The organism is Rudaea cellulosilytica DSM 22992 (genome assembly GCF_000378125.1).
GTDB classification, from domain to species: domain Bacteria; phylum Pseudomonadota; class Gammaproteobacteria; order Xanthomonadales; family Rhodanobacteraceae; genus Rudaea; species Rudaea cellulosilytica.
Genome location: NZ_KB899241.1, coordinates 196,312 through 219,638, shown reverse-complemented (window position 1 = coordinate 219,638; position 23,327 = coordinate 196,312). Strand labels below are relative to the sequence as shown.

At 63.8% G+C, this 23,327-nt stretch carries 22 protein-coding genes and 1 riboswitch; of the genes, 14 read left to right on the top strand and 8 right to left on the bottom strand.

The window, feature by feature from the left end:
- Positions 1 to 86 precede the first annotated feature (86 nt).
- Positions 87 to 411, bottom strand: a riboswitch (cobalamin riboswitch).
- A 35-nt stretch (positions 412 to 446) separates the two neighbouring features.
- Positions 447 to 1,214: an SDR family NAD(P)-dependent oxidoreductase gene (locus tag F455_RS0101075; protein ID WP_018971402.1), complete on the bottom strand. Its 768-nt coding sequence runs from the start codon at positions 1,212 to 1,214 to the stop codon at positions 447 to 449.
- Positions 1,215 to 1,347: 133 nt separating this feature from the next.
- Between F455_RS0101075 and F455_RS0101070 the strand changes: the two genes are divergently transcribed.
- Positions 1,348 to 2,262 (top strand): LysR family transcriptional regulator, encoded by a 915-nt coding sequence (locus F455_RS0101070; protein ID WP_018971401.1) that lies wholly within the window; start codon positions 1,348 to 1,350, stop codon positions 2,260 to 2,262.
- On the opposite strand, the gene F455_RS0101065 is transcribed toward F455_RS0101070, so the two are convergent.
- Positions 2,204 to 2,992, bottom strand: a complete 789-nt coding sequence (locus F455_RS0101065) for a YdcF family protein (RefSeq protein ID WP_018971400.1) — start codon at positions 2,990 to 2,992, stop codon at positions 2,204 to 2,206. The genes F455_RS0101070 and F455_RS0101065 overlap by 59 nt on opposite strands.
- 162 nt (positions 2,993 to 3,154) lie before the next feature.
- Between F455_RS0101065 and F455_RS0101060 the strand changes: the two genes are divergently transcribed.
- The 7 genes from F455_RS0101060 (at position 3,155) to F455_RS0101030 (ending at position 9,717) form a co-directional block, all read left to right on the top strand.
- Positions 3,155 to 3,601, top strand: a complete 447-nt coding sequence (locus tag F455_RS0101060) for an SUF system Fe-S cluster assembly regulator (protein WP_018971399.1) — start codon at positions 3,155 to 3,157, stop codon at positions 3,599 to 3,601.
- A 15-nt stretch (positions 3,602 to 3,616) separates the two neighbouring features.
- Positions 3,617 to 5,092, top strand: a complete 1,476-nt coding sequence (sufB, locus tag F455_RS0101055) for a Fe-S cluster assembly protein SufB (protein WP_018971398.1) — start codon at positions 3,617 to 3,619, stop codon at positions 5,090 to 5,092.
- A gap of 2 nt (positions 5,093 to 5,094) precedes the next feature.
- On the top strand, positions 5,095 to 5,589 hold the full coding sequence (locus F455_RS0101050; protein WP_157578367.1) for a GNAT family N-acetyltransferase: 495 nt from the start codon (positions 5,095 to 5,097) through the stop codon (positions 5,587 to 5,589).
- Between the two features lie 25 nt (positions 5,590 to 5,614).
- On the top strand, positions 5,615 to 6,376 hold the full coding sequence (sufC, locus tag F455_RS0101045) for a Fe-S cluster assembly ATPase SufC (RefSeq protein ID WP_018971396.1): 762 nt from the start codon (positions 5,615 to 5,617) through the stop codon (positions 6,374 to 6,376).
- Between the two features lies 1 nt (position 6,377).
- A complete protein-coding gene (sufD, locus tag F455_RS19285) occupies positions 6,378 to 7,499 on the top strand; it encodes a Fe-S cluster assembly protein SufD (RefSeq protein WP_169337264.1) in 1,122 nt (373 codons plus the stop codon).
- Positions 7,500 to 7,529: 30 nt separating this feature from the next.
- Positions 7,530 to 8,381, top strand: coding sequence for a hypothetical protein (locus tag F455_RS19280; RefSeq protein WP_157578365.1), 852 nt, complete (start codon positions 7,530 to 7,532; stop codon positions 8,379 to 8,381).
- Positions 8,382 to 8,466: 85 nt separating this feature from the next.
- Entirely contained in the window at positions 8,467 to 9,717 is a 1,251-nt protein-coding gene (locus tag F455_RS0101030) for an aminotransferase class V-fold PLP-dependent enzyme (RefSeq protein ID WP_018971393.1), read from the top strand.
- Positions 9,718 to 9,720: 3 nt separating this feature from the next.
- Here the strand turns inward: F455_RS0101030 and F455_RS0101025 are convergent, their stop codons facing one another.
- The 5 genes from F455_RS0101025 to bla all read right to left on the bottom strand — a co-directional run bounded on the left by F455_RS0101025 (position 9,721) and on the right by bla (position 14,912).
- The gene (locus F455_RS0101025) at positions 9,721 to 10,461 is read right to left on the bottom strand and encodes a 3-keto-disaccharide hydrolase (RefSeq protein ID WP_018971392.1); all 741 of its coding nucleotides are present in this window, start codon (positions 10,459 to 10,461) and stop codon (positions 9,721 to 9,723) included.
- 28 nt (positions 10,462 to 10,489) lie between these two features.
- Positions 10,490 to 11,056 (bottom strand): gluconate 2-dehydrogenase subunit 3 family protein, encoded by a 567-nt coding sequence (locus F455_RS0101020; protein WP_018971391.1) that lies wholly within the window; start codon positions 11,054 to 11,056, stop codon positions 10,490 to 10,492.
- On the bottom strand, positions 11,056 to 12,750 hold the full coding sequence (locus F455_RS0101015; RefSeq protein WP_018971390.1) for a GMC oxidoreductase: 1,695 nt from the start codon (positions 12,748 to 12,750) through the stop codon (positions 11,056 to 11,058). The genes F455_RS0101020 and F455_RS0101015 overlap by 1 nt, the downstream gene beginning before the upstream one ends.
- A gap of 86 nt (positions 12,751 to 12,836) precedes the next feature.
- Entirely contained in the window at positions 12,837 to 13,835 is a 999-nt protein-coding gene (locus F455_RS0101010) for an alpha/beta hydrolase (RefSeq protein ID WP_018971389.1), read from the bottom strand.
- A gap of 75 nt (positions 13,836 to 13,910) precedes the next feature.
- On the bottom strand, positions 13,911 to 14,912 hold the full coding sequence (gene bla / locus F455_RS0101005) for a class A beta-lactamase (RefSeq protein WP_018971388.1): 1,002 nt from the start codon (positions 14,910 to 14,912) through the stop codon (positions 13,911 to 13,913).
- A gap of 116 nt (positions 14,913 to 15,028) precedes the next feature.
- On the opposite strand from bla, the gene sufU reads away from it, so the two are divergent.
- The 6 genes from sufU to F455_RS19275 all read left to right on the top strand — a co-directional run bounded on the left by sufU (position 15,029) and on the right by F455_RS19275 (position 20,505).
- The gene (gene sufU / locus F455_RS0101000) at positions 15,029 to 15,478 is read left to right on the top strand and encodes a Fe-S cluster assembly sulfur transfer protein SufU (protein WP_026292940.1); all 450 of its coding nucleotides are present in this window, start codon (positions 15,029 to 15,031) and stop codon (positions 15,476 to 15,478) included.
- The gene (locus tag F455_RS0100995; RefSeq protein WP_018971386.1) at positions 15,475 to 16,026 is read left to right on the top strand and encodes a GNAT family N-acetyltransferase; all 552 of its coding nucleotides are present in this window, start codon (positions 15,475 to 15,477) and stop codon (positions 16,024 to 16,026) included. The genes sufU and F455_RS0100995 overlap by 4 nt, the downstream gene beginning before the upstream one ends.
- A gap of 10 nt (positions 16,027 to 16,036) precedes the next feature.
- Positions 16,037 to 16,357, top strand: coding sequence for a non-heme iron oxygenase ferredoxin subunit (locus F455_RS0100990; RefSeq protein WP_018971385.1), 321 nt, complete (start codon positions 16,037 to 16,039; stop codon positions 16,355 to 16,357).
- 259 nt (positions 16,358 to 16,616) lie between these two features.
- The gene (locus tag F455_RS0100985) at positions 16,617 to 19,070 is read left to right on the top strand and encodes a TonB-dependent receptor (protein WP_018971384.1); all 2,454 of its coding nucleotides are present in this window, start codon (positions 16,617 to 16,619) and stop codon (positions 19,068 to 19,070) included.
- A gap of 18 nt (positions 19,071 to 19,088) precedes the next feature.
- Positions 19,089 to 19,775 carry a Fe2+-dependent dioxygenase gene (locus tag F455_RS0100980; RefSeq protein ID WP_018971383.1) on the top strand — a complete coding sequence of 229 codons (687 nt, stop codon included), beginning with the start codon at positions 19,089 to 19,091 and terminating at the stop codon, positions 19,773 to 19,775.
- 76 nt (positions 19,776 to 19,851) lie between these two features.
- Complete coding sequence (locus tag F455_RS19275; RefSeq protein WP_018971382.1) at positions 19,852 to 20,505, top strand: PepSY-associated TM helix domain-containing protein; 654 nt, start codon at positions 19,852 to 19,854, stop codon at positions 20,503 to 20,505.
- 38 nt (positions 20,506 to 20,543) lie between these two features.
- Here the strand turns inward: F455_RS19275 and F455_RS0100970 are convergent, their stop codons facing one another.
- Positions 20,544 to 23,279 carry a choice-of-anchor D domain-containing protein gene (locus F455_RS0100970; protein WP_020684028.1) on the bottom strand — a complete coding sequence of 912 codons (2,736 nt, stop codon included), beginning with the start codon at positions 23,277 to 23,279 and terminating at the stop codon, positions 20,544 to 20,546.
- Positions 23,280 to 23,327 lie beyond the last annotated feature (48 nt).

The window sequence follows — 23,327 nt, the reverse complement described above, 5'->3', positions numbered from 1 at the left end:
AGACAGGAACGGGGTGTCGAAACGAACGACGACCGTCACTGCCCGGCTATCCTTCCCGCGAAGGTCTGCAAGCCAGACGCCGCGCTTGCGCACGACGATCGCGGGCCGGTATTCGGACTCCCGGGCGCGACACAGGCAGCTTGCGCAGCGCCTGTCTCACCTACTGCGATGCCGCTTCCCAGATCGTCGAATGCGGCGAGTGGTTCGCCACATCTTCGGCCCAGTGCTGTTGGCACCGTTCGTTCCCGGTCACCGCTGCGGGGCAGTCCTGGAATTGAGGAGTGCGGTCACGGATGGCCGCTTTTTGATCTTCGCGATCGGGGACGATCGCAAAAATCCCTCTCACCGGGTTCCCGATTAAGTCCTCGCCAACAATATGCTGGGTTGGACGCCGTTGACGAACACAAGATATGCCGTATCGACCGGTCCGTCAATCGTAGTTTCGATCACAAGAACATGCCGCCCGAGGCTTCGATGCGCTGGCCGGTGATCCAGCCGCCGTCCGGCGAGAGCAGCATTGCGATCGCGCCGCCGATGTCGTCGGGCAGGCCGGCGCGGCCGAGCGCCGTGTTCGCGGCAACGAAACGGTTCACCTCGCTGTTGTCGCGCACTTGGCCACCGCCAAAATCGGTTTCGATCGCGCCGGGCGCGAGCACGTTCACCGTGATCTTGCGCGCGCCGAGTTCCTTGGCCAGGTATTTCGTCAGCACTTCGATCGCACCTTTCATCGATGCGTATGCCGCATAGCCGGGCAGGCTGAAGCGCGCCAGCCCGCTGGAAACGTTGACGATGCGTCCGCCGTCGACGATCAGCGGCAGCAGTTTCTGGGTGAGGAAGAACACGCCCTTGAGGTGCACGTTCATCAGTTCATCGAACTGGACCTCGCTGGTCTCGGCGAACGAAGCATGCACGCCGACGCCGGCATTGTTGACGAGAAAGTTGAAGCGGTCGCGGCCCCAGGTCTTAGTCAGAGTTTCGCGCAGGCGCGCGATGAATTCGTCAAATCCGGCGACGATGGCGGTATCGAGCTGCAGGCTCGCCGCGCGGCCGCCGAGCTTGGCGATTTCGGCGACGACCGCGTCGGCTTCGGTGCGATTGCTGCGGTAGGTCAGGATGACGCCAGTGCCTTGGCGGGCGAGGTGCAGGGCCATGCTGCGGCCGAGGCCGCGGCTGCCGCCGGTGATCAGGGCGATTTTGCCGTCTTGGGTGTTCATGGTTTCTCCGGGATGTGTGAATGACGGATACCACTTTATTGGTTTGGCAAAGCCGTATAAATTGGAGATTATTGATTAGTCTGTTCAAAATATGCGAACAATTGACTCATCTGGTTCCTGAAGGTCTTTGGCCATGAACGACCTAGAAGCCATGCGCATTTTCATCCGCGTTGCCGAGCTCGCCAGCTTCACGCGTGCCGCGGATGATCTGGGTCTGCCGAAAGCCAGCGCGTCTACGGCCGTGCAGAAGTTGGAAGCGCGTCTCGGTACGCGGCTCCTGCACCGGACCACGCGGCGCGTCGAGTTGACTCAGGACGGCCAGCTTTTTCATGACCGCGGTAAAGAGCTGCTTGCGGATGTCGACGAACTGCAATCGATGTTCCGCCGCGACGCTGAATCCCTGCGCGGCCGCTTGCGCGTCGACATGCCGACCGGCACGGCGCGCAATTTCATCATCCCGCGCCTGCCGGAATTTCTCGAAGCGCATCCACACCTCGAAATCGAGCTGTCGAGCACCGACCGCCGCGTCGATCCGGTGCGCGAGGGTTTCGACTGCGTGCTGCGCGTCGGTGCGCTTGGCGACAGCAGTCTGGTCGCGCGCCCTCTCGGCGCGCATCGCATCGTCAATTGCGCGAGTCCCGCTTACCTCAAGCGTTACGGCACGCCGCGCACGCTCGACGATCTCGTCGCACATCGCCTGATCCACTACGCGACGACGTTCGGTGCCAAGCCCGACGGCTTCGAGTATTTCGACGGCGAGCGTTATCGCGTCCTGCCGATGCCGGGCGCGCTCACGGTGAACAATGCCGAATCCTACGAGGCCGCCTGCGTGGCCGGACTCGGCCTGATCCAGGTCCCGTCTCTCGGTGTGCGTCACCTGATCGAACAGGGCCGCCTGGTCGAGGTGCTGCCGCAATGCTCGGCGGAGCCGATGCCGGTGTCGCTGCTCTATGCGCAACGGCGCAATCTGCCGCGGCGCGTTCAGGTATTCATGAACTGGGTGGCAGGCGTCCTGCAGCCGCATCTGCAGACGGGCGCAACGCCGTGAGCGGTGGTACGTTCCATCCGAGCGCGTTGTAGACGTGATATCGGGCGATGCCCATGTATTCGTGCAGTGCGATGTCGCAGTAGGCGATGTTCATGCCGCTTGGCGGCAATGAAAGTTCGCCTTCGACCGCGTCGGCGCGGATTGGAGTGGCGGCAATTCCGAAATGGGCGAAGTACAGCAAGCTGCGCTTCATATGGAGTGCCGCGGTGACGAGCACGACGTTGTCTGCGCCCTCGCGTTCAAGCAGCGCTCGGGTGAACTTCGCGTTTTCCCAAGTGTTGCGGCTCGCCTCGTCGAGCACGATATCGGCGTGGTCGACACCCGCCTTGACGAGCTCCGCCGCATAGACGGCGGCTTCGGACGCGCGGTGCTGCTGCGGATCGCCGCCGCTGATGATGATCCGGCAACGGCCGTGATTTTTGCAGCTGCCGTAGAGGTCGAGCGCTCGCAGCATGCGTCCGTAAGCGAAAGGAGTCGGTTCGACCGTGCCGTCGAACTTCGCCGTGCCGACGCCGAGCACGACAATCGCATTGCTCGAGCCCCAGCTGACTTGCGGCAATTTGATAAACGGCGTTTGTAGATCGCTCAGCATTGGTGCCGCCAGAAGGCCGCATCCGGAGGACACGAGCAGCGTGATTGAGGCGATCGCAAGAAAGCCGGCCGTTCGCCGCCGCCGGCGATGCAGGACGAACGCCAGAAACAACAGCGCGAGTACGAAGGAAACGATCATTTCTGTCCCCGGATTTGTTCGAGCATCCGACTATAGCCTGCGGTTTGACCGGTGCATGGTAAAACAGTACTATATCGGTACGGTATTAAGCGCGATCGTCCGTGATCGCGGGAATCAAGAGGCGGCCATCCGCGGCCGCACTTCTCAACAAGAGCTGCGAACATGCTCCGCGTCAGCAAACTCACCGACTACGCCACCGTCGTCATGACCGTGCTCGCCGAATCGTCCGACGAGGTGTTCAGCGCGCAGACGCTGGCCGAGCGCGCGCATCTCGAACTGCCGACCGTGTCGAAGCTGCTCAAGCAGCTCGCCCAGGCGGAACTGGTCGAATCGTTTCGCGGCGTCAACGGCGGCTATCGCCTCGCGCGCGCGCCCGAGCGGATCAGCCTTGCCGACATCCTCGTTGCGATGGAAGGGCCGTTCGGCATGACCGAATGCAGCGCGCATCACGGCGCCTGCGGGCACGAGCCACATTGCGGCGTGCGCGGCAACTGGCGGCGCGTCAGCGAGGTGATCGAGACGACGCTCAAGCAGATGACGCTGGCCGACATGCGCCGGCCGCCACCGAAGCGCGCAGCGATTCCGATGCGCCTAGTCGCCACCGCATAAAAAGTCAGGCAGCCAATGGCCACCCAACCCCTCGAACTCGACGTACCCGACGAATCAGCACCAACTGACGTTGTCGCCGAGGCGCTCAATCGACGCTACAGCGCCGGTTTTGTCACCGACATCGAAAGCGAAAGCCTGCCGCCGGGCTTGAACGAGGATGTCGTGCGCGCGATCTCCGCGCGCAAGAACGAGCCGGAATGGCTGACCGAGTGGCGCCTGAAGGCGTATCGCCACTGGCTGACGATGACGCCGCCGCACTGGGCGAAGCTGCAGATCGAGCCGATTGATTTCCAGGCGATCAGTTACTACTCGCAGCCGAAGAACCGGCCGAAGTCGCTTGACGACGTCGATCCCAAGCTGCTCGAAACCTATGACAAGCTTGGCGTGCCGCTGCACGAGCGCGCGCGCCTCGCCGGTGTCGCCGTCGATGCGGTGTTCGACTCGGTGTCGGTCGGCACGACGTTCCGCAAGGAATTGGCCGAAGCCGGCGTGATCTTCTGCGCGATCAGCGAAGCGGTGCGCGAGCATCCCGAACTCGTGCAGAAATATCTCGGTAGCGTCGTGCCGCCGGGCGACAACTACTTCGCCGCGTTGAACTCGGCCGTGTTCTCCGATGGGTCGTTCGTGTTCGTGCCGAAAGGCGTGCGCTGCCCGATGGAGCTTTCGACATATTTCCGCATCAATGCGCGCGACACTGGCCAGTTCGAACGCACGCTGCTGATCGCGGAGGAACGCGCAAGTGTGTCCTACCTCGAAGGCTGCACCGCGCCGATGCGCGACGAGAATCAGTTGCACGCCGCGGTCGTCGAACTCGTCGCACTCGATGATGCGAACATCAAGTATTCGACCGTGCAGAACTGGTACCCGGGCGACGAGAACGGCGTAGGAGGCATCTACAACTTCGTCACCAAGCGCGGCGACTGCCGCGGCGCGCGCAGCAAGATTTCGTGGACCCAGGTCGAGACCGGCTCGGCAATCACTTGGAAATATCCGAGCTGCGTTTTGCGCGGCGACGATTCGGTCGGCGAATTCAACTCGGTCGCGCTGACCCATCATCGCCAGCAGGCCGACACCGGCACGAAGATGATCCACATCGGGCGCAACACCAAGTCGAAGATCGTCTCCAAGGGCATCAGCGCTGGGCGCGGACAGAACACGTATCGTGGCCTGGTCAAGGTCGAGAAAGGCGCCGAGGGTGCGCGCAACCATACGCAATGCGATTCGCTGCTGATCGGCAAGAAATGCGGCGCGCACACGTTCCCGTACATCGAGGTGAAGAATCCCGGCGCGATCGTCGAGCACGAGGCGACGACGTCGAAGATTTCCGACGATCAGCTGTTCTACTGTCGCTCGCGCGGCATCGGCGAGGAAGACGCCGTGTCGATGATCGTCGACGGCTTCTGCAAGCAGGTGTTCCGCGAATTGCCGATGGAGTTTGCGGTAGAGGCGAAGAAGCTGCTCGAAGTGTCGCTCGAAGGCGCGGTGGGTTGATGATGGATACGCCTATCGCAAGCCTCGCGATACGCGCGGCGCGGCCTGACGACGCAGCGGCGATTTACGCGCTGATCTGTGAGTTGGCCGACTACGAAAAGCTGCGCCACGAAGTCGATGCGACTGCGCCGGACATTGGGCGCGATCTGTTCGGGCCGAATCCGCGCGTGTTCGCCGAGATCGCGGAATGGAATGGCGAGGTCGCCGGGTTTTCGTTGTGGTTCTACAACTACTCAACTTTCCGCGGCCGCCATGGTTTGTATCTTGAAGATCTGTTCGTGCGCCCGGCGTTTCGCGGTCACGGCATCGGCAAGGCGCTGATCGTGAACCTGGCGAAGCGCTGCGTCGCCGAAAGACTCGCACGCTTCCAGTGGTCGGTGCTCGATTGGAACAAACCTTCGATCGAATTCTACGAATCGCTCGGAGCGAAGATGACGCCGGAATGGCTCGGTTGCCGCGTCGAAAGCGACGCACTGAAAAAACTTGCGGGCGTCTGACGCCGAAGAAATTGCGAGAACGGAAATGCTGAAAATCGAAAACCTCCATGTCCGCGTCGCGGGCAAGGAAATCCTCAAGGGTCTCTCGCTCGAAGTGAAAGCGGGCCAAGTGCACGCGATCATGGGGCCGAACGGCGCGGGCAAGTCCACGCTCGGCAACGTGCTGGCAGGGCGCGAGGGTTACGAAGTCACGCAGGGTTCTGTCGTGTACGCGGGCAAGAACCTGCTCGAACTCGAACCCGAGGAGCGTGCGGCCGCAGGCGTGTTCCTCGCGTTCCAGTATCCGGTCGAGATTCCGGGCGTGAACAACACCTACTTCCTGCGTACGGCGTTGAATGCGCAGCGCAAGCATCGCGGTGAAGCCGAACTCGACTCGATGCAGTTCCTGAAGCGCGTGCGCGAAAAGCTCGCCGTGCTGCATCTGAAAGACGAACTGCTGCATCGTGCGGTCAACGAGGGTTTCTCGGGCGGCGAGAAGAAACGCAATGAGATTTTCCAAATGGCGCTGCTCGAACCGAGGCTCGCGATCCTCGACGAGACCGATTCGGGCCTCGACATCGACGCGCTCAAGATGGTCGCCGACGGTGTCAACGCGATGCGTTCGCCCGACCGCGCCTTCCTTGTGGTAACGCACTACCAGCGCCTGCTCGACTACATCGTGCCCGATGTCGTGCACGTGCTCGCCGACGGGCGCATCGTCGAGACGGGCGACGCGAGTCTCGCGCCCAAGCTCGAAGAGCATGGCTATGCCTGGGTTGCAGAGCGCAAGCTCGCAGGAGCCGCCTGACGTGGGCGCGGCTTTGCTCGAGGAATTCGGCCGCGGCGACGCGCGCGCGAGAGAGGAGTCGTGGCGTTACAGCAAGATGGCGCTGCGCGCGCTGGCGCAGCAGGAATTTGTCGCGGCTGATGCGAACGCCGAGTTGCCGGAGACGCTGCGCACGCAATTCGATTGGCCAGCGACGCGGCGCCGCCGTGTCGTCGTCGTCAACGGCGCGGTTTCCGAGCGCTATTCGGACCTGGCCGATGTCGGCGCGATGGTGACGGTTGGCGAGACCGGTGGAACCTATGCGGTGCGCATCGACGGAAAAATCGACGAGCCGATGCAGATCGTCTACGTCAGCATTCCTTCTGCGCAGCCGAGCCGCTGGCAGACGAATACTTCGATGGTGATCGTCAACGGGTTCGTCACCCTGATCGAACAGCACGTAAGCCTCGACGGAGCCGGCGTTCTTGGTGCTTCGCGCCGGCGCATCGATATCGGCGAAGGCGCGCGACTCGATCTGGTCAGTCTCTGCGACTTGCCCGAGTCGATGTCGTTGTATCGCCTGCTCGACGTGCACCTCGCTGCGAAGGCGACGCTGCACGCGACGCATGTGTTGCTCGGCGGGCGCATGCAGCGCCTGGACATGCAGGTCGAACTCGCCGGCGAACAGGCGCGACTGGAATCGCGCGGCGTCTTCGCGCTGCGCGGGCGCGCGCATGCCGACACGCAGCTCGACGTGCGCCACGTCGCACGCGACACGACCTGCGATATCCTCTGGCGCGGCGTCGCCGACCAGCGCGCGCGCGGAATTTTCCACGGCGCGATCACGGTCGCCGAAGGCGCGGATGGCAGCGATGCGAAGCTGTCGAACAAGAATCTGTTGCTGTCGGCGCTGGCCGAGATCGATACGCAGCCTGTGCTCGAGATCTACGCGGACGAGGTCAAGGCCGCGCACGGCGCGACGGTGGGCCAGATCGACGAGCGCGCGCTGTTCTACCTGCGTTCGCGCGGGATTCCGCTCGCCGATGCGCGACGCATGATGGTGACGGCGTTCTGCCGCGAAGTGCTCGACGGCATCACCGACGTGGATCTGCGCAATAGGCTTGCCGGGCTGCTCGTGCCTCACGTGGATGGAGCTAGTGCATGAGCGCGCAACCGCAAACGAATCTGCAATTCGATGGTCACATCGCATGTCGTGGAGTTGCGTGTTCCATCACCGTTGCGTATAACCGATGCTGCAACGAACCAAAGGGGGATGGCTTTGGAAACGGTAATCGCACGCAACATCGATGCGTCGGTACAGTCACGGCGCTTTTTCTTCTGGATGGCCGTCGTATTCGTTCTGGTCGCTTTCGGCGGCTTCATTCCGACTTACTGGGCGCGGCTCGGAACGGCGAATTTTCACGGGCCGCCGATCATGCATGTCCACGGCGCCTTCATGTTCACCTGGACACTTTTCTATCTGGCCCAAACCGGCTGGGTAGCCTCGGGCCGGATTGCGACGCATCGCAGCTGGGGACTCGCGGGGATTTCCCTGTTCACGCTGATGATCTGTTCGATCGTCGTCTTCAAGATTACCGATTTGCGTATCAACGACGCGCATGGATTTGGCGATGCGGCTCGCCGTTTTTCGGCGATCACGTTCATCGGCGCGTTTTCAATGGTCGTGATGTTCGTGGCGGCGCTGGCCAACCTGCGCCGACCCGAGATCCACAAGCGGCTCATGTATTCGCTGATGGCCGCGCTGATGGTTCCCGCGATCGCGCGCGTATTCATCACGCTTTTCGCTCCGCCAGGCGCGTTGGAAGGCGGGCCGCCGCCGCCATTCGTCGCACTTCCGCCGACATTCGTTGCGTTGATTTTCTTCGCTATTGCGATGATCTACGACTGGAGAACGCAACGTCGCTGGTATCCCGCCTATCTCTACGGCGCCTTGGTGATGATCGTTTCCAACACCGCTGCGGTGCTGGTCGCTCCGACCCAGGGGTGGCTCGCGTTCGCCGCGTTCATGCAAGGACTTGGCGGCTGAAGCAAGCGGCGGATTGCCACCGCGCACAAGGCTTGTCGGTACCGACGAGAGTGCCGCTGGCAAGGCTGGCGGTCGGAGCATCGCGATGAGTACACAAGCCAGCCGCGGCGACATCGCCGCGTTCGACGTGGCGCGCATCCGCGCCGGTTTTCCGATCCTCTCGCGCCAGGTGCACGGCAAGCCGCTGGTCTATTTCGACAACGCGAATACCTCACAGAAGCCAATCGAGGTGATCGACGCGGTCGACCGCTTCTATCGCGAGACCAACGCCAATGTCGCGCGCGCGGTGCACTCGCTCGGCGAAGCGGCGACGTCGGCCTACGAGGGCGCACGCGACAAGATTGCACGCTTCATCAACGCGCCGACGCGCGACGAGGTGATCTTTACCAGCGGCACGACCCAGGCGATGAACACGGTCGCCTACAGCTATGCGCTGCCGCGCCTGCAGCCGGGCGACGAGATTCTCGTCACGACGATGGAGCACCACGCCAACATCGTGCCTTGGCAGCTTGTCGCCGCGCGCACAGGGGCAAAGGTGATTGCCGCGCCGATCACGCAGAGCGGCGAGTTGATCGTCGAGGAATTCATCGCACGCCTGAATCCGCGCGTGAAACTCGCCGGCGTGACGCACGTGTCGAACGTGCTCGGCACGATCAATCCGATTCGCGAATTGGCCAAGGCCTGCCGTGCACGTGGAATCCCGCTGCTCGTCGACGGCTCGCAAGCCGCGCCGCATCTGGCCATCGACGTGCAGGCGCTCGGCTGCGACTTCTACGCGCTGACTGGGCACAAGCTGTACGGTCCGACCGGCACCGGTGTGCTCTGGGCACGCAAGGAACTGCTGGCCGAAATGCCGCCGTTCTTCGGCGGAGGCGAGATGATCCGCACGGTCAGCTTCGACGGCACGACGTTCGCTGACGCGCCGCACAAGTTCGAGGCCGGCACACCGAACATCGCAGGATTCGTCGGTCTCGGCGCCGCGATCGACTACGTGAACCGCATCGGCCTCGACACGATCGGTGCGATCGAGGGCGAACTCGCCGCCTACATGAGCGATGCACTCAAGTCCGTCCCTGGCCTGCGTCTGTTCGGCGAGGCGAAAGACAAGGCTGCAGTGTTCTCGTTCCTGATCGACGGCGTGCACGCGCACGATCTGGCGACCCTGCTCGACCACGAAGGCGTGGCCGTGCGTTCGGGCCACCATTGCGCGCATCCGCTGATGCAATTCTATGGCGTGCCAGCGACAGCGCGCGCCTCGCTTGCGTTCTACAACACGCGCGAGGAAATCGACGCATTTATCGCCGCGATCGCCAAGGTGCGCAAGCTTCTCGCGTAGCTACTACTTCAACTCGCGGATCATGATATTGCGGAACCAGACGTCCGCGCCGTGATCCTGTAGTGCGATCTTGCCGGAGCGAGACATGCCGAAGCCGGGCATGTCGCGGAACTTGCTGCCCGCGATCAGACGCTTCCACGCGTCGTCCCACAGCGTCGTTTCGACGACGACCGTGCCGTTGAGTTTCTCGACGAAGCGGCCGTGGTCGCTGATGATCTCCAGGCGATTCCACTCGCCGGCCGGGCGCACCGCTTCGGGCTTGCCGGCGATCAGATCGTACAAATCACCGGCGCGATGCTTGTCGAACTTGGCATCCTCGGCGGCGACGTTGTCGAGCACTTGCGACTCGACGCCGGTCTGCCACGGGTATTTGTGCTCGGGGCCTTCCTGCACGTAGAACATCACGCCGCTGTTGCCGGCCGGGGCGATCTTCCAGTCGAGCTTGAGATCGAAGTTGGCGAACACGCCGTCGTAGACGATGTCGCCGCCATCGGGCGCCTGCCAGCCGTCTTTCTTGTTGCTCGTGTCGAGATGCAGGCCGCCGTCGTCGACCGACCATGACTTGCCGATCGTCTTCTCGTTGTAGCGGTGCCAACCCGCGGTCGACTTGCCGTCGAACAGCAGCTTCCAGCCTTCGCGCCGTTGCTCTGTCGACAGCGTGTTGGCTGGGTCAGGTTTGGCCGATTCGGCACCATGTGCGGCAAAACCGAGAGTGGCGGCAAAAAACACAACGGCATATTTCATTCGTATTCGTCTCCGAAGGATCACAGTATCACCAGGCCCAGAACGTCTCACCCTTGTATGCCACCACACCTTTGTACGCACCGGGAACGGGACGATAGCGTGCCACGTGCGTTGCGCCCGCCTCCGAAGTGAAGAAGCTCATCAGGGTCAGTTGCTTGCACAGCGTGAACCAGTGCGGTGACTGCCCGCGGTTATCGGCGGCTTCGCGCGCGTGGCGTTTGGCTTCCGCATCGATGTCGGTCAGCAATTTCTGTTTCTGTGCACTCGTGCAATTCACGAAGCCCATGCCATAGGCTTTGCGTGAATGCACATCGAGATCGGCAATACCCTCGCGCAGGATCGTCAGATCTGCCGGCGCGTAGCAAGCGGACGAGTAGCGTGCGATGAACGCGCCGACTCGCGCGTCCTTCGCGCCAGGGGTGTCGGTGCGTGGCAGGATCGTTTCTGCGATTTCGTCCAGCAGTGCGATATTGTCGTCGAGGTAGGTGCTCCAGCCATCGGTATGGACGTAGACGAGCGCTTCTGCGCGTTGTTCGCCAACAAAGGCGCAGCCGGTAAGTGCGGCGATGGCGCGCAACAACTCTCGCCGATCCATCAGACAATCCTCCCGTGCTTTTTGAGCTGATCGGCCGCGTAATTCGCTGCGCGCGCGGTCAGCGCCATGTACAGGATCGACGGGCTCTGGCTGCCCGTGCTGGTCATGCACGCGCCGTCGGTGACGAAGACGTTTTTGCACAGGTGCACCTGGTTGTGCGCGTTGAGCATCGACGTCTTCGGATCGGCGCCCATGCGCGCACCACCCATCTCGTGAATGTCGAGGCCGGGCGGCCAGTGATTGTCGTTCGCGCTGACGTTGGTGAACCCTGCGGCTTCGAGCATCTTGCGGCCTTCGCTTAAGAAATCGCGCACCATGCGCTCGGCGTTGTCGTCGTAGCCGACCGAGATGACGAGTTGCGGGATGCCCCATGGGTCCTTCTTGTCGGGCGACAGGCGCACGTGATTTGAAGCGTTCGGCAGCGTCTCGCCCTGCATGTACATGTACGCGGTCCACTTGCCCGGCTTGCTGATCGCTTGTTTGTACTTCGCGCCGATCGTCTCGCCGTGCGCATCGTTGTCGTCGATCAGGCGCCGGCTCGCGCCGCTGAAAATGACGTAGCCGCCGAGGAAGTCGGCATCCTGCTTCTGCACATTGCGGAAGTTCGGGATGATGTTCTCGGCCGGCTTGTAGACCTCATAGTACGAGTCCTCGAAGCCCTCGATCTCCGCGCTCATGCCGGCGCGGTAGTTGTGGAAACCGACGTATTTGCCGAGCACGCCGTGGTCGTTGCCGAGGCCGTTTGGGAAGCGCTTCGAGGTGGAGTTGAGCAGGACCAGCGTCGAATTCAGCGCCGAGGCGTTGACGAAGACGACTTTGGCCTTGAACACGAGTTCCTCGTGCGTGTTCGCATCGATCACCTTGACGCCGCTGGCCTGCTGCGTCGCGTCGTCGTAGATGATCGAGTGCGCGACCGAGAACGGGCGCACGGTGAGGTTGCCGGTCTTCTGCGCCCACGGCAGCGTGCTCGCGTTCGATGAGAAGTAGCCGCCGAATGGGCAACCGCGCATGCACAGGTTGCGGTTTTGGCAGGTGGCGCGCCCTTGCTGGCGATGGATTTCCTGCGCGTCGGTGATGTGTGCCCAGCGGCCTGAAATGTAGTGCCGGCCGAACTTTTCCTTGAGCACTTTCTGCAGATGCTGTTCGACCGTGTTGAGTTCGTAGGCGGGCAGGTACTCGCCGTCGGGCATCGTCGCAATGCCTTCCTTGCTGCCGCAGACGCCGATGAATTTCTCGACGTGGCCGTACCATGGCGCGACGTCGTCGTAGCCGATCGGCCACGGAATGCCATAGCCGAGGCGCTTGGGCGCGTCGAAATCCATCGGCGACCAGCGCGCGCAGGCGCGACCCCAGATCAGCGACTTGCCGCCGACCTGATAGCCGCGCACCCACAGGAACGGCTTCTCCTGTACGTACGGATGATCTTCATCCTTGATGAAGAAGTGCTTGGTCGTCGCATCGTAGCCGGCGGCGCGCGAGATCAGCGGATTCGCCTCGCTCGTTGAGCGCGGATTCTCGCCGCGCAGGTCCATGTCCCAGCGCCGCAGCGACATCGTCGGGTAGTCCTTGATGTGCTGCACGTCGCGCCCGCGCTCGAGCACGAGCGTCTTCAGGCCCCTGTCACAGAGTTCTTTCGCTGCCCAGCCGCCGCTGATGCCGCTGCCGATCACGATTGCGTCGTAGTGTGTCTCCATGGCCCGATTGTGCGCATGAAACCTCGATCGCGCCAGAGTGGAGCTCGCAAAATTTCGGCTATCGAAATTGGAAATTATTGGAGACGTCAACTCTGTCGCTGGCGCATCCATGCGGCGAACAATTCCGGCCAATGCGCGGTCGGTGAATCGATCGGCGCATGCAGGCCGAAGCCGTGTCCGCCTTTCTCGAACAAATGCGCCTCGACCGGCACGCGTGCGCGGCGGCATGCGGCGATCCAGTCGAGGCTCGCACCGACCGGTACGGCATCGTCATCCATCGCGTGGAAGACGAACGCCGGCGGCGTGTCCGCGCGTACCTGCTCGGCGGGCGAATGCTTGGCGACCTGCGCAGCGCTGGCGCCGATGCCGAGCAAGTTGTCGCGCGAACCGGTATGCACCACGTTCGGCATCAAGCTGGCAACCGGATAGGCGAGGCCGACAAAATGCGGCCGCGCCGAGAGTTTGTCTGTCGCATCGATCGGTGCATAACAGGCTTCGTCGAACGCAGTCGCCAGATCGGCGGCGAGATGGCCGCCAGCGGAAAAACCGAGGACGCCGATGCGTTGCGCATCGATGCGCAGCGCCGCCGTGCGCGCGCGCAGCAGGCGCATTGCGCGTTGCGCATCGGCGAGCGGCACGCGGCTGCGGTTTTTCCAACCTTCGCCAGGCAGGCGGTAGGTCAGCACGAACACACTGGTGCCGAACGGGGTGTAGCGCCGCGCGATGTCGATGCCTTCGTTCTGCACCGAGACGAAACTGTAGCTGCCGCCGGGAATCACGAGCAGGGCCGAACCGTCCGGACGCGGTGCGCGGAACACGTTGATCTCGGGATGCACGATGCCGGTGACCCAGAGCTGACGTTCGCCGCGCGCGCCGTTCATGGTCAGCGCCGGAATGGGCGGTTTGGCCGGCATACCGGGCGGTTCGCCGGGCCACAAGGCGATGCGCTCGGCGGGCGGCCACGGCGGCGCATCGGGTGCGTCGACGGCTTGCTGCGGTGCGGGTTCGCCGGGTGTGTCCGCGCGTGCAGGCGCGAGCGCCGCCAATGCCATGCCGCCGAGCACGGCGCGCCGTTGTGGATTCATCGGTAGTAGCTCCCGGTGTCGTGTCGTCGACCCGAGTTTAATCTCCCCGTGCGGCGATGGCACGGCAAGAAATCGTCACGGATGCAGCGCGCCAGCCACGTCCCGCGTCAATGTCGCAAAAATCGCATCGCGTTCCTGTTCCGACGCCGGCGACGCCGTAAGAAACGCGGCGACGATAACGGTGCGTCCGTCCGCCCAGCTCAAGATGCCGATGTCGTTGTGCGCCGCCGTGACAGCTTCGAACGTAATCGACGTGCCGCTCTTGTGCGCGAGATGTGCGCCTGCCGGCACGCCGCCTTTGAGCCGGTTCGGCACGGTCGGCGAGTGCGTCATCATTTCGAGCATCAGCGTGGTCGAAGTGCGTGACACCAACTCGCCGCGCCAGAGTTTGCACAGAAACGCCACGGCAGCTTCGGGCGTGCTCGTGTCGCGCGGGTCGGTGAGAAAGGCGGCGTAACCGCGCCGCTTGCGCGCGAGTTTCGCCGCGGCGGACTCATCGGCAGGCGGCGCGTCGACCTTGGCGGCCAAGCCGTCGATATCGTGCGCAAGCGTGCGCTCATCCCGATCCACGCGAATGCCTTCGATGCCGTGCGCGCGCAGGAACGTGGTCACTGCGGTCGGGCCGCCAACGAGTTTGACCAACGCATCGGCCGCGGTGTTGTCGCTTTCGCTGACCGCGGCATCGAGCAGCCGGCGCACGCTGAATTCGGTATGGCCAGCCTGGATTTCGCCGCCGATCGGACCTGGGCCTGGACGCAGATCGACCGACGTCAGCGTGATCTCGCGGTCCAGCGAGAGCTTGCCGCGATCGACGCGTTCGAGCACGGCCGCGCCGAGCGGCGCCTTGAATACACTCATCATCGGATAGCCACGTCCGGCATTGATGCGCCAGGACGTGCCGCTGCGCAGGTCGAGTACAGCGACGCCGAGCGTGCCCGGCCGAGCGCGCTGCGCCAGCGCAGCGAGGCGCGATTGCAACGCCGCGCTGCTGCCGGTAGGGGCTTCGGATGCAAACGCGGAGGCGGTCGCGAGCAGCGCGAGGCAGCCGGTGGCGAGGAACGAAATAGAACGGAACAACGATGTCACAAGGTCGAGTCTCGCACGGGATCCTTAGCAGAGCATCGCCGCCGTCGATGGCGAAATCCTGGCGCGCTGCGGGCATCGAGCGAGCGCGGCAACGTTACAATGCCCGGATGTCCGCCAGCGAGTTGTATCAACGCATTGTCCTCGAGCACAGCCGTGCGCCGCATCATTTCGGCGCACTGGCCGCGCCGACACATCGAGCGGAAGGCGCCAATCCGCTATGCGGCGATACGCTGCACGTCGAGCTGCGCGTGGTCGACGGGTGCGTCGCCGAGATCGCGTTCCGCGGCGAAGCTTGCGCGATCGCGAAGGCGACGGCATCGATGCTCGGCGAGGCCGCGGCGCGGCTCGACGCAGATGGCATCGCGCAACTGGAAGCGCGGTTCGCACGCGTGATCGGCGGCGATTTGGAACGTGACGATACGCTTGGCGACTTGAACGCGCTCGCCGCGCTGGCAAACTATCCGTCGCGCCGCAAATGCGCACTGCTGCCGTTCGCGACATTGCGTGCGGCGCTGGCCGGCACCGCGAAAACCACGACCGAGGGAGAGCACCGATGACTTCCATCCACGACCTGCCGAACGAGGCTGCCGTCGAATTCCGCCTGGCCACGACCGCCGACATCGCGGCGATCGAAACGCTGGTCACCTCGGCCTACCGTGGCGATGCGAGCCGCGCGGGCTGGACTACCGAGGCCGACCTGCTCGACGGGCAGCGCGTCGATCCGGCGGGGCTCAAGGAAGTCATCGAGAAGGCTGGCAGCCTCGTCCTGCTCGCCGGGCGCGGCGTGCTCGTGCTCGCCTGCTGCCATATCGAGAAGCAGGGCGACGCTTGTTACTTCGGCATGTTCGCGGTCGATCCGACCCAGCAGGGCGCTGGCCTCGGCAAGTTGGTCATGGCCGAGGCGGAGCGCGTCGCCAAGGACGATTTCGGCTGCACGCGCATGGAGATGACGGTGATCTCGGTACGCGACGAACTCATCGCCTGGTACGAGCGGCGCGGCTATCGGCGCACCGGCAAGTACAAACCGTTTCCGTACGGCGACGAGCGTTTCGGCATTCCCAAGCGCGACGACCTCAAGTTCGAATTGCTGGTGAAGCCGCTGTGAGCGCGCGACCGTGAGCGCCTGGATTCGCGTCTGCGCCCGCTCCGAACTGCTGCCCGGCGAATTCAAGGTCGCCTGGGATGGCGACACCGCGATCGCGGTGTTCAACGTCGACGGCGAGCTGTACGCGGTCGAGGACATCTGCACGCACGACGGCGGCGAACTCGCCGGCGGCGAGGTGCACGGCTTCGAAGTCGAATGCCCGCGCCATGGCGCGCGCTTCGACCTGCGTACGGGTGCGGCGATGTGCCCGCCGGCCTACGAGCCGATCGCGAAATTTCCGGTGAAAGTGGAAGACGCACAGGTCTACACGCGCGACGATCGCTTCGACTGAACAGCGCTGCGAAAGCTCGCCGCGCTCGATCTTCGATATGGTGCGGAATTCCTCCGGCATCCTGGCGAGGCCGGGCGCCGCCGTATGCCCGCTGCGGCGCGGTTCGACGTGATCTTGCATTGATTTGTCATTGTGCAATAATAAGAATCATTCTTATTTGCATCCGTAGTCTTACTCAGCTTTTGTCCGGTTCGAGCGCACGCGCGCAAGAGTCAGCACAGCAAGGGATGACTCGCCTATTCAAGGAAGTCGACGAGCCATGCACCGATTCACGCTGAAGTTTTCTCCACTCTACGCCGCCATGCTTGCGGCGGTTGTCCCCACCGTCGCATTCGCCGCGGATGTGACTGCCGCGGCGACACCGGGAGTCGCCTCGCCGGCGGCAGATATCGCTGCCGACGCCGCCGGAGCCGACGATGCCACCGAAAAGTCGCGAAGGAATCCGACCGAGCTCGACAAGGTCGATGTGCACGCCACGCCGAATGCCCAACCGACCTCGCCGAAGCTGACCGCTTCGCTGCTCGATACGCCGCAGACGATTACGATCGTGCCGCAGAAAGTCATCGCCGAGCAGAATCTGCTCAACCTGCGTGATATTTTGACGACCCTGCCCGGCATCACGTTCGGCGCGGGTGAGGGCGGCGGCGGTTACGGTGACAGCATCAATCTGCGTGGTTTCACCGGCAGCACCGACATCACCGTCGACGGCGTGCGCGACAGTGCGCAGTACACACGATCGGACCCGTTCAATCTCGATAGCGTCGAGCTCGTTAACGGCGCGAATTCGGTGTACGCCGGCTCCGGTTCGGTCGGCGGGTCGATCAATCTGGTCAGCAAGGTGCCGATGCTCGTCGATCGTACCGAATTGAAAGCGGGTGTCGGCACGGACGACTACGGCCGCCTGACCGCGGACACGAATCAGCAGATCGGCGACAACAGCGCATTCCGCATCAACTTGATGGCTCACGAAAACGATGTGCCCGGGCGCGACGTGGAGAACTTCAAGCGCTGGGGCTTCGCGCCGTCGATCGGCTTCGGTCTCGGCACCGACACGAGCGTGACGCTGAGCTATTTCCATCAGCACGACGACAACGTGCCGCAATACGGCGTGCCGACGTACAAGGGGCAGATCCTTGCGAGCGTCGATGCGCACGCCTACTACGGCTACCGCAACTACGACGCGCAGCAGATCCGCGCCGACGCGTTCACGAGCATCATCCAGCATCGCTTCAGCGAGGATTTTTCGCTGCGCAATCTCACGCGTGCGCAGCGCGTGACGCAATATTCGCTGGTCGATCCGCCGCAGGGCACATTCTGCGAGGCGAACAACCTGCAGCCGAGCGGCGCCTCGTGCACGCTCAATCCGGGCACCGCGTTGCAGATTGTTGTACCTGCTGGCTACTACATGCCGAGCGGGCCGCGCGGCAATATCCGCGATACGACGAACAAGATTCTCTACAACCAGACCGACCTGAGCACCGGTTTGCATACCGGCGCGATCGAACACACGGCTGTCGCAGGGCTCTCGCTTTCGCACGAAAGCTATGCGTTCAACGGCTACAGCCAGTACCGCAATGTCGACGGCACGAATCCGTATGCCGCTCCGGGATATTTTCCGTTCACGCCGATCGGCGTTCCGGATTCGATCTACAGCGGGTCGGCCAATCGCACGTTGACCGGAAAGATCGACGGCACGCTCGACGACACGGCGGTTTACGTCTTCGACAACGCGAAGTTCAACGAGCACTGGTCGCTCAACGGCGGCGTGCGCTGGGAGCGCAGCGATGCGAGCGCGACGACGTACACGGTGAAGCTCTACACCGCGCCGACTGTCGCCGTGCCGAACCCGGTCAACACCGGCATCGGCACGATCATGGGCGCTGCGGCGCCGGCGAAGAATTCCAACGACTTGTTCTCCTGGCGTGTCGGCCTGGTCTACAAGCCTATCGAGAACGCCAGCATCTACACGGCGTACAGCAATTCGAAGACGCCGTCGGCAGCATCGGTCAACGGCTCCTGCGCGGCATCGAGCACGACCGGTACGGCGAACTGCGATGTCGACCCGCAGACGGCGGTCAACTACGAGATCGGTGCGAAGTGGGACGTGCTCGACGGCAAGCTGTCGTTGACCGGTTCGGTGTTCCGCAACGACCGACAGAACTACCTTGTTGCCGATCCGGGCAATCCCGACAATCCGTCCGGGCAGATGTCGCTCGACGGCAAGGCGCGTGTCGACGGCCTGCTGCTCGGCGCGACCGGCAACATCAGCGATAACTGGGCGGTGTACGCGAACTACGCGCACCTGAAGTCGAAGGTGTTGCAGGGCGCGTCGAACTATGTTGCCGGGCAGGGGGCTGATTACACGCGCGGCGATCCCTTGTTGAGCACACCGGAAAATTCGCTGAGCCTGTGGACGACGTACGATGTGTCCGCTGCGTTGCAGGTCGGCTACGGCGCGACCTATGTCGGCAGTTACAACGTCAGCCAGCATTCGGTGACGAACCCGCACGGACCATTGAACGAGGTCGACGCGTACTGGCTGCAGCGCGCGATGGTTGCGTACAAGTTCAACCGTCATTTTTCGCTGCAGCTCAACGTCAACAACCTGCTCAACGAAAAATACCTCACACGCGTGCGTACGGCCGGCGATGTCGCCTGGGGTACGCCGGGCGACGCGCGCTCGGCACAAGTGACCGCAACCTACAAATTCTGATCCATCGGCGAATTCGACATGCTGCTGCACATCCCCGCCATCCTCGACCAGGCTCAGGTTCGCTTGTTCCGTGAACGACTCGCGGCAGCGGCCTGGGTGGATGGAAAGGTTACGGCGGGCCACCAGTCCGCGCGCGCCAAGCGCAATCTGCAATTGGCCGAGGACGATCCCGTCGCGACGGAACTCGGCGCGCTTGTGCGCACGGCGCTCAAGGCGAACACGACGTATTTCGCCGCCGCCCTGCCGCAGTGCGTGTTCCCGCCACTGTTCAACCGCTACCGCGTCGGCGATGGCTTCGGTGCACACATCGACAACGCCGTGCGCTACGACCGCAGCGGCCAGCTCGTGCAGGCCGTACGCACCGATCTGTCGGCGACCTTGTTCCTGTCTTCGCCGGATGAGTACGACGGCGGCGCACTCGTCATCGAGGACACGGTCGGCGCGCAACGCGTGAAACTGCCCGCGGGCGACATGCTGCTTTATTCCGCGGCTAGCGTGCATCGGGTGGAGCCGATTACGCGTGGCGAACGGCTTGCCTCGTTCTTCTGGATCCAGAGCCTCGTGCGCGACGCGGGCGAACGCCGGCTGCTGTTCGACCTCGACCTCGCGATCCGCAAGCTCGGCCAGAGCCAGGTCGACCATCCCGCGCTGGTCGAGCTGACCGGTGTCTACCACAACCTGCTTCGTCGATGGGCCGAGCCATAGTTGAGAAGTGCGGCCAAGGATGGCCGCTTTTTGACTTTCGCGATCAAGGACGAGCGCATGAGTACTGGGAAAGGAAATGGAAATCGCGAAGTCGTTGGTTACTGCCCAAGCGGCGAGACGCAACCGTACGCATCGCATCGTACGCCAACTGCATCTGTGGATCGGCGCCTGGGGTGCGATCGCGGCGATCCTGTTCGGCAGCAGCGGTTTCATCATGAATCATCGTGCCGTGCTCAAGCTGCCGCAGGGAAGTTCGTCTGACCTGTCGAAGGTCGAACTGCCCGTGCCTGAGGGCGTGCGCTCGACACCCGAGGCAATGCGCATCTGGCTGCGTGACACGCAGAAGCTCGACATCGACAACGTACGCGTTATGCGCGCACAGCCGGTCGAGCTCAACGGCCAGAAGATCAAACCGCCGGCGCGCTGGATGTTTTCCGGCGGCAACGCGCGCGTGTCGACGCAGGCCGAATACAGCGAGGGCAATGCCTCGATCACCGTGAGCACGACCGAGCAGAGCCCGCTCGCGGTGCTTACGCGTTTGCACAAAGGCGTCGGCGGCGGGCCCGCGTGGATTCTTCTCACCGACACGTTCGCGCTGGCGATGGTCGCGCTCGGCATCAGCGGCATCCTGCTCTGGGCGCGCGGACGCAGCGCGAAGCAGATGGCGTTCAGCGTGGTCGGTGCGGCAATGCTTGTATTGCTGCTGATCGGCGGCGCGGCGGTGGTGTGAAAGCGGGCGCGGCATGAGCCGCCGCGCCCGCGAAAGCGTCACTTCACTGTGACGACGAGGACCTTGAACTCGGCGACGCCGAGAGTGAAGGTGATCGTGGTCGACTTGCCGCCGGCGGTGACCGACAGCGTGTAGTACGAGCTGCGCTGGTTGGCGGTGTCAGTCGCCGGCAGCGCCTGGTTCTCGTACTGCATCTTTGCGCTCGCGTCGCACGATGTCGGCACGCCGCTCAGCGCCAGGTTCTGCGCATTGATGTTGACGTTCTGCGCGGTGCCTTTCGCCTGCAGGTGCAGCTTGGCAACCTGCGCGATCGGCGTGCCGCTCGCGTCGACGGCGAGCACGCGGATGCCGCGCATCACGCCTTCGCCGCACAGCGCGACGCTCTTCGACGCGCCGCCCTCTGGATCGGTGTCAGCGATGTTGAAGTTGCCGTTGAACTTGCCGACCGCGGTTGGCGCGAACGTCACCGGCTCGTTGAAGCCGTCGCTGGTCGCGTAGCGTGCCGGCGGCAGTGTCGCCGCGGATGCGGCAAACGGCGCGCCGCTGGTGCCCATCGCATCGATGATCAGCTCGGCTTGGCCGACGTTGGTGATCGCAAGGTTCTGGATTCCACCGGCGTAACCCGGCGCCTGCGAAGCGATCACGGTCGGCGCGAAGACGAGCGCGTCGGCCGAAGACTGCACCGCGGGCAACAGGCCGGTGCCGGTCAGCGCGACCGACGAGCTGGCGTGCGCCGGATCGTTCGTGGCGACGCCTAGCGTGCCTGCGCGAAGTCCTGCTGCGGACGGGTTGAAGCGCACGGTGACGGTCAGGCTCGAAGCGGCGCCGACCGATACCGGCAGCGACGGTGCGCCGACGAGGCTGAAGTCGCCCGCGTTCGTCCCGGCGATCGAAAGCGCGCTGACCGCAAGGTTGCAGGCGCCGGTGTTGCCGATCGTCAGCGTGCGGTCCGCGTTGTGCGGATCGGTGCGGTTGTCGACCGGCACGCCGCCGAAATCGAGCGCGTTCGAACCGATCGTGACATTGGCTGCACCGATGCTGCCGCCGAACGGAATCGACTGCGAAGGATGCACCGGATCGTCGGTGTTCACCACGATCGAGCCGCTGATCGGCCCAGGATTCGGACCGACCGGAGTGAAGCGGATCGTGAACGACAACGAGCCGCCGACCGGCAAGGTCTGCGGCAGCGTCGGCGGCGTGAGGATGGACAGGCCCGGCGTGACCCCGGCGATCGCGAGCGAGAAGATCGTCAGCGGCGCGTTGCCGGTATTGGTCACTGTGAGTTGCTGGTCGGAGCTGGTTCCGCTGCAGACCGTGTCAAAGTTCAGCGCGGCCGGCGTCAGCGCGGCCTTCGGCAGGCCGACGCTGCCGGACACGGCGAATGACTGGGTTTCCTGTCCGGGCTGGTCGGTGTCGATGATCAGCGAAGTCGACAGCGGACCGGCGCTGGTCGAGCTGCCTCCCGGCGCGAAGTTGACCTTGACCGTCACGCTGTCGCCTGCGGGCAGCGTGGCCCAGCGCGGCGAGGAAGGATCGATGCTGAACTGCACCGGTGCTGCGTTGGCGAGGCGCACGTTGAGCAGGTTGAGATCGCCCGCAGCGGTGTTCTGGATCTGCACGTCGCGACTCGTGCTCGTGCCGCGCGGCACGAGGCCGAAGCCGAGGTCGCCGACGATCGTCGCCTGCGCTGCGGAGCCGAGGCGCTTGATGCAGCCGCCCGGCAACGCGTTGCTCCACTCGCGTTGGATCTGGTAGCGGTGCCCGCTGAGGACGAAGTTGGTGCCGTCCGGTTCGACCTGGCCGTAGGTATAGGCGCAGTTGTCGCCGTTCTCGTTGCCGCTGGTGTCGTTGTACCAGGCGTTGAGCTGCGGGTCGGAATAGGCCTCGTTCTGCTCATGCGAGGTCGGCGACAGGACGATGTCTTGATCGACGCCGTTCGGGAACGGACTCGCACTGCCGTAGCACGAACCGTCGGAGGCGTAGGGCATCGTCGCGTAAATCTTGTCGCCGTCGAACGAGCTGTGATACGCGCAATACGTGGCCGCACCCGCAACCGTGTTCGGGTTGCCCGACGGCGCGGGCGGGGAGTGACCGTCGACATCGGTGCCGGCGAAGCAGCCGAACGTGTCGCCGCTGCCCTTGAAGCACTCGATGATGTTGTGGCCGAGATAGACGAAGTACATCGTGCTGAGGCCGTGCGCCTGCCAGGTCGGATTGGCCGCGATCGCGCGGTTGACCTCGTCGCGGATGTCCGAACCGTTGAGCGGATCGGCGACCGTGCCCGCATGCGGATACGCGTTCGTCGTGTCGACCCAGGTGCCACCGAAGTGGTTGGTGTTCGGCACCGGTACGCCCGAGCTGTCGTTCCATTGCGAGTTGATCGTCATGAACGGCGTGCCGCCGTTGTCGGTGAAGTATTGTTCGATCAGTTGCTGGTAGTTCGCGCCGAACGTCGAGCCGGGCGGGTTCCAGATGATCACGTAGTTGGTCGGATCGCGCATGACCGGGCCGCCGTGATAGGTCAGGTCGTTCGTGCTCGCGGCGGGGATCGCGAACGAATCCGGGGTACTGCTGCCGCGCTGCGACGCCGGCAACGACTCCGAGCCGGCAGCACGCCCCGGAGTCGGCAGCACGTGTGCGCCGCCGCCGTGGTCGGCCGCCGATTGCAAAAGCTGTGCCTGTATCGCCGGCGTCGTCGCAAGCGCACAGGCAAGCACCGCCGCAAGCGTCGCGACTCGCGCGCGTTGCGGATGAGTAGCGGGGAAATTACGCATGGAATTCTCCTTGAGCGAGCAAAAGGGGGCCGCGCAATGCGGGCCCCT